The 5,546-nt window shown below is 56.9% G+C and carries 6 protein-coding genes; 2 read left to right on the plus strand and 4 right to left on the minus strand.

Annotated elements, in window-relative coordinates; all coding sequences use genetic code 11:
* Positions 1-229, plus strand: a 229-nt coding sequence (locus AC2FNC_RS19910; protein WP_496716437.1) for a hypothetical protein, incomplete at its 5' end; no start/stop codon positions are given.
* Positions 230-293: 64 nt separating this feature from the next.
* On the opposite strand, the gene AC2FNC_RS19915 is transcribed toward AC2FNC_RS19910, so the two are convergent.
* The 4 genes from AC2FNC_RS19915 to AC2FNC_RS19930 form a co-directional block, all read right to left on the minus strand.
* Positions 294-581 (minus strand): HU family DNA-binding protein, encoded by a 288-nt coding sequence (locus AC2FNC_RS19915; protein ID WP_117871130.1) that lies wholly within the window; start codon positions 579-581, stop codon positions 294-296.
* 130 nt (positions 582-711) lie between these two features.
* The gene (locus AC2FNC_RS19920) at positions 712-2,175 is read right to left on the minus strand and encodes an AMP nucleosidase (protein ID WP_480606033.1); all 1,464 of its coding nucleotides are present in this window, start codon (positions 2,173-2,175) and stop codon (positions 712-714) included.
* On the minus strand, positions 2,172-3,974 hold the full coding sequence (gene ade / locus AC2FNC_RS19925; protein ID WP_480555073.1) for an adenine deaminase: 1,803 nt from the start codon (positions 3,972-3,974) through the stop codon (positions 2,172-2,174). The genes AC2FNC_RS19920 and ade overlap by 4 nt, the downstream gene beginning before the upstream one ends.
* A 139-nt stretch (positions 3,975-4,113) precedes the next feature.
* Positions 4,114-4,983, minus strand: a complete 870-nt coding sequence (locus tag AC2FNC_RS19930) for a LysR family transcriptional regulator (protein WP_480555072.1) — start codon at positions 4,981-4,983, stop codon at positions 4,114-4,116.
* 114 nt (positions 4,984-5,097) lie between these two features.
* Here AC2FNC_RS19930 and AC2FNC_RS19935 point away from each other — a divergent pair.
* Positions 5,098-5,546 (plus strand): class II aldolase/adducin family protein (locus AC2FNC_RS19935; protein ID WP_496716438.1); only part of this gene is annotated, 449 nt, incomplete at its 3' end.

Below are 5,546 nucleotides of genomic sequence, written 5' to 3' on the forward strand. Positions count from 1 at the left end.
AACCTGCCGTAACTTTGAGACAATCTCTTCCGGCTTCGGTCGCTTGTTTGCCATTCTTGGTCCTCCGTTTCCTAAACATAGCGGTGGACCAGTTCAGATGGGGAGGCTCAAAAGGGTTGTCCGTAAAAAACGTGCCAAGGACATCCGGTGTTGGATTGTAGCCCATATTTACAGTCTGAATAAGAACGCTGATGCCTTAGGACACATGTGCGCAGGCTTTAAATTGTGAAGCTCAGGCACAAAAAAGGGGCCGCGTAACCGCCACCCCTTTATATGGTTCCAAGCGCTTGAGATCAGCCGTTCACGCTGTCTTTCAGTGCTTTCGCGATGGTCATTTTCACAACCTTGTCGGCTTCTTTGGTGAAGGTTTCACCGGTTGCCGGGTTGCGGACCTGACGCTCAGGGCGTTCGCGGCAGTAGATTTTGCCGACGCCAGGCAGGGTCACTGCACCACCTGCGGAAACTTCGCGCGTGATCAGGCCGGTGATGGCCTCAAGCGCAGAGTTCGCGGATTTCTTATCGGTTCCCATTTCCTCAGCGAGAGCAGCAACCAGCTGAGTCTTTGTCATAGGTTTTGCCATTTCTTGGTCTCCTTAACGTGCCCGATCTATAGGGCCTCACCGCGTAACTGTAACGGGATATTGTGGCCAAACACAACGAATAGTAGCGCAGAAACCCCTAAAAATATGGGGAAAACGTTGCTTTTTTGCGTCAGAGGAAGGCAGTTTCGTCGAAGGAACGCAATTTCCGGCTGTGCAAACGCTCTAACGGCATGCCACGCAGGTGCTCCATGGCGCGTATCCCGATCATCAAATGACGGCTGACCTGGGTGGTATAAAAGGACGACGCCATGCCCGGCAGCTTTAGTTCGCCGTGCAGGGGTTTGTCCGAAACGCACAACAATGTGCCGTAAGGAACGCGGAAGCGATAGCCGTTCGCGGCGATGGTGGCGCTTTCCATATCCAGCGCGATGGCCCGCGACTGGCTGAGGCGCTGAACCGGCCCGGATTGATCGCGCAGTTCCCAGTTGCGATTGTCGACCGATGCAACTGTTCCCGTCCGCATGATCCGCTTCAGTTCATACCCTTCCAGCTCGGTCACCTCGGCCACGGCGCGTTCCAGCGCGACCTGAACTTCGGCCAGGGGCGGGATGGGCACCCAGACCGGCAGGTCATCATCCAGAACCTTGTCATCACGTAGATATGCATGGGCCAGAACGAAATCGCCCAATGCCTGCGTGTTGCGCAATCCGGCGCAATGGCCAACCATCAACCACGCGTGCGGGCGCAGAACCGCGATATGGTCGGTCGCAGTTTTCGCATTCGAGGGGCCGACACCGATGTTCACCAAAGTAAGACCCGAACCATCTTCACGCTTCAGATGATAGGTTGGCATTTGCGGCAGTTTCAGCGGTTGCTCGATTTCTGCGTCCGGCTCCGTGATCTCAACATTCCCGGTCGAGACAAAGCTGGTATACCCGCTGCTGGGATCAGCCAACTGCTCACGGGCGTAGTTCTCGAATTCCGAAACATAGAACTGATAGTTCGTGAACAGAACGTGGTTCTGAAAATGCCGGGCATCTGTCGCTGTGTAATGTGCCAGTCGCGCAAGTGAATAATCGACGCGCTGGGCAGTAAACAATGACAAGGGCCCGACGGCGTCTTCATGATCGTGCACGCCGTTAACGATGTCGTCATTCGTGGTGGTCAGATCCGGCACGTCAAACACATCGCGCAGGGTGAAAGCAGCCGCCCCCTGATGCGGCACAACCAGACCTGACGTATTCGCCACGGCAAAATGCACCGGAATAGGTGTGTCCGACGCTGCAATCGTCACCGGTTGGTCGTGATTCTTGATCAACAGGGCAATCTGCTGGGTCAGGTAGGACCGGAATAAATCCGGGCGCGTTACGGTTGTAGCGTGAACACCGGGTTCCGCCACATGCCCAAAACTCAGGCGGCTGTCGACTTGAGCATAGGTCGACGTCATTATGCGAATCTCGGGGTAATAGGCCCTGTATCTGGCGGTTGGTGCTCCATTTTGCAGTACCTTCGAGAAGCTGTCGCACAGAAATTCTGTTGCTTGAGTGTAAAGCTCCTCCAGTCGCGCAACTGCGGCTGCGGGATCGGTGAACTGTTCTGGCGAAAGGGCCTCAGGTGTCAGGAGTGTCGTCATGCCAAGGGTTCCAGAAGATCAATTTTTTTGAATGTGCGCACGTCAACCAGCCCGAGATCAGAGATCCTGAGTTCCGGTATGACGACCAACGCCAGCAGCGAATGTTGCATATATGCGTTGTTCAGATTGCAGCCACATTCCTGCATGGCTTGAACCATCCTGTCCGCCTTGGCCGCAACTTCAGCGGCCGGGCTGTCGGACATCAGACCGGCAATGGGAAGTTCGACCATCGCCAGTTCCTGGCCGTCCCGGAAGATCGTGATGCCGCCACCCACCTCGGCCAGTCGATTCGCGGCCAGCGCCATCTGTTCACGGTCCGTGCCGACGACGATCATGTGGTGACTGTCATGTGCCACGGTCGAGGCCATGGCCATTTTTCCCTGATATCCAAACCCCGAGACAAAGGCATTGGTGACGCCCCCTGTCGCCCGGTGTCGTTCGACCAGTGAGATCTGACATACGTCACCCTCACCTTCAACAAGCCCGCCGATAATCGGCAATTCGGCTTTCAGCGCTTTAGTGGGGGCCTGGTTTTCTACCACGCCAATGACGTTGGCCCTTACCTTGTTTGCGCCCTTCGGCGCCGTGATCTCAAAATCGGTCGAGGTCAGCGCATGCTTCAGATGAACCGTGCGACGTGCCTTGTCGGGCCAGTTTAGATGGGGGCAATCAACCTTGATCACCCCGTTTTCCGCGACAACCTGCCCGCGCGCTATGACCAGTTCGACCGGCAATTCGGTCAGGTCAGAGCTGAGGATGATATCCGCCCGTCGTCCCGGCGTGACCGATCCAATCTCGCGTTCCAGACCGAAATGCGTGGCGGTGTTGATCGTCGCCATCTGCACGGCAACAAGCGGGTCACAGCCGCAGGCAATGGCGTGGCGCACGACGCGATTCATATGCCCTTCATTGACCAGCGTTGCAGAGTGGCAGTCATCCGTGCACAGGATGAAATTGCGCGCATCCAGGCCTTTCTCGGTTACTGCGGTAATCTGGCTTTCAACGTCATACCAGGCCGAGCCCAACCGCATCATCGAACGCATTCCTTGACGAACCCGTGCGATGGCATCCGCTTCGCAGGTGCCTTCGTGGTCATCGGCAGGTCCGCCAGCCACGTAAGCCGCAAAATCAGGCCCTAAATCAGGGGATGCGTAATGCCCGCCAACAATCTTTCCTGCCCGCTGCGTGGCCGCAATCTCGGCCAGCATCTTGGGATCGCCGTGAATCACGCCGGGGAAGTTCATCATTTCACCCAAGCCGATGATCCCGGGCCATTTCATCGCCTCGGCGACGTCTTCGGGGGTGATTTCATAGCCTGTCGTCTCTAACCCCGGTGCAGACGGCGCGCAGGAGGGCATCTGAGTGAAGATGTTGACCGGCTGCATCATTGCTTCGTCATGCATCATGCGCACACCATCCAGCCCCAACACATTGGCGATCTCGTGCGGGTCGGTGAACATACTGGTTGTGCCATGAGGGATCACCGCGCGAGCAAACTCGGCGGGGGTCAGCATCCCCGATTCGATGTGCATATGCGCGTCGCATAAGCCGGGCAGGATATAGCGGCCTTGCGCGTCGATAACCTGTGTCTCTGGTCCGGTACAATGCGAGGCGTCTGGACCGACAAATGCAATCCGGCCTGCGGCGATTGCAACAGAATGGTTCGGCAGCAGTTCGCGGCTGTGCACATTTACCCAAGTCCCACCCGTTATTACCGTATCTGCTGCCTCACGTCCGGCAGCAACTGCGATCAATTTGGGGGCGACATCGGGCCAAGTTGGGAAGGGTGTGTTTTCCATGGCTCAACTTTCACGAATGCGCGCGCGGGTGCAACCCCGGTTCTTCACTACTGCCGACGGATCACAATCCTGCAAATCTGCCCATCCCGGCCATCGAAAGCTGACATAGGTGCCGACAGCGCCCAGGAACCCGTCGAGTTTACGTTTCGGACCCGAATTCTCGCCGTATCCAGTTCGCAAAGGTGACGGCCCCGGGCGTATCCTCAGCCTGAGGGGAGAGCAGCAGATAATACGCCTCGGGCATCGGGGCGCGATGCTCAAATGGTGCGATCAGCCGCCCCTGATCGATCAGGTGACCCGCGATGGTGTCATGGGCCAGGCACAGGCCACCTCCGGCCATCGCGGCTGACAAACAAACCAAATAGGTTGTTGCGTAGGTAATAGAAGGATTCTGCCAATTCAGACCCTGATCTTCCGCCCATGTCGCCCAGTTGATCAAAAGGTTGGAACAGTCGAACAGGGGTTTTTCCTGAAGGTCTTGCAGACACACCTGATATCCCGGCGCGCAGACGGGATAGTAATATTCAGAGCGCAGCATTTCTGTTCTGGTCGTATCCGAAGGTCGAAGGGAAAACCTGATCTCGACCGCTGCGCCTTCGGCCATCTCGCGCGGCTCCCACAACTCGGTGAAGATGTTCAGCTGAACATCCGGGTGTTCCGCCCGAAATAACGGCAGGCGCGGGGCCAGCCAGTTCACGGCGAAACTGATGTTGCACTGCACCTGTACCGCGTTCTGTTGCGCGCCAGTAACCGCCTGAGTGCCCCGTATCAGCGTCCGAAACGCCTCGCGCACCACCGGCAAATAGGTGATCCCGGCCTCTGTCAGCTCAAGCGCCTTCGGGCGTCGCAGGAACAATGGCTGACCCAGATGACCTTCCAGCGATTTGATCTGCTGACTGACCGCACTTTGCGTCATGTTCAGATCCCGCGCCGCGTCGGTGAATGACAGATGGCGGGCTGCGGCTTCGAATGTGCGCAGCCAGCCCAGCGGGGGAAGCCTGTTTTGCATCGACATAACTCCGGCATAAGTTCAGCTAATGGGATAGTTGCGTTTTTTTCGTTGGTCAAATTGCCGGACCAAATGCAGGCTTTGGTCATTCGCAGTTGTCAAAGGACTCCACACATGAGCCTCACTAGCCTTCGCCCCAATATCGACCATTGGTCAGAACGTGTGGACATGGCCGCAACCTTTCGCTGGACAGCCCGGCTGAATATGCATGAAGCCGTTGCCAACCATTTCAGTCTTGCTGTGAACAAAGACGGGACGCAGTTCCTTATGAACCCCAATCAGGCGCATTTCTCGCGTATTCGCGCGTCTGATCTGTTGCTGTTGAACGCCAACGATCCGGATGTGATGTCACAGCCCGGTGCACCTGATCCCACGGCCTGGGGCCTGCACGGCTCGATCCATCGCCATTGCCCACACGCGCGCTGCGTCATGCATGTGCATTCGATCTTTGCAACTGTTCTGGCCTCACTGGCCGACAGTACGCTTCCGCCAATCGATCAGAACACTGCGACCTTCTACAATCGCTACGTTGTTGACGAAGAATTTGGCGGGTTGGCTTTTGA

Source organism: Ruegeria sp. BHSA123 (assembly GCF_059613425.1).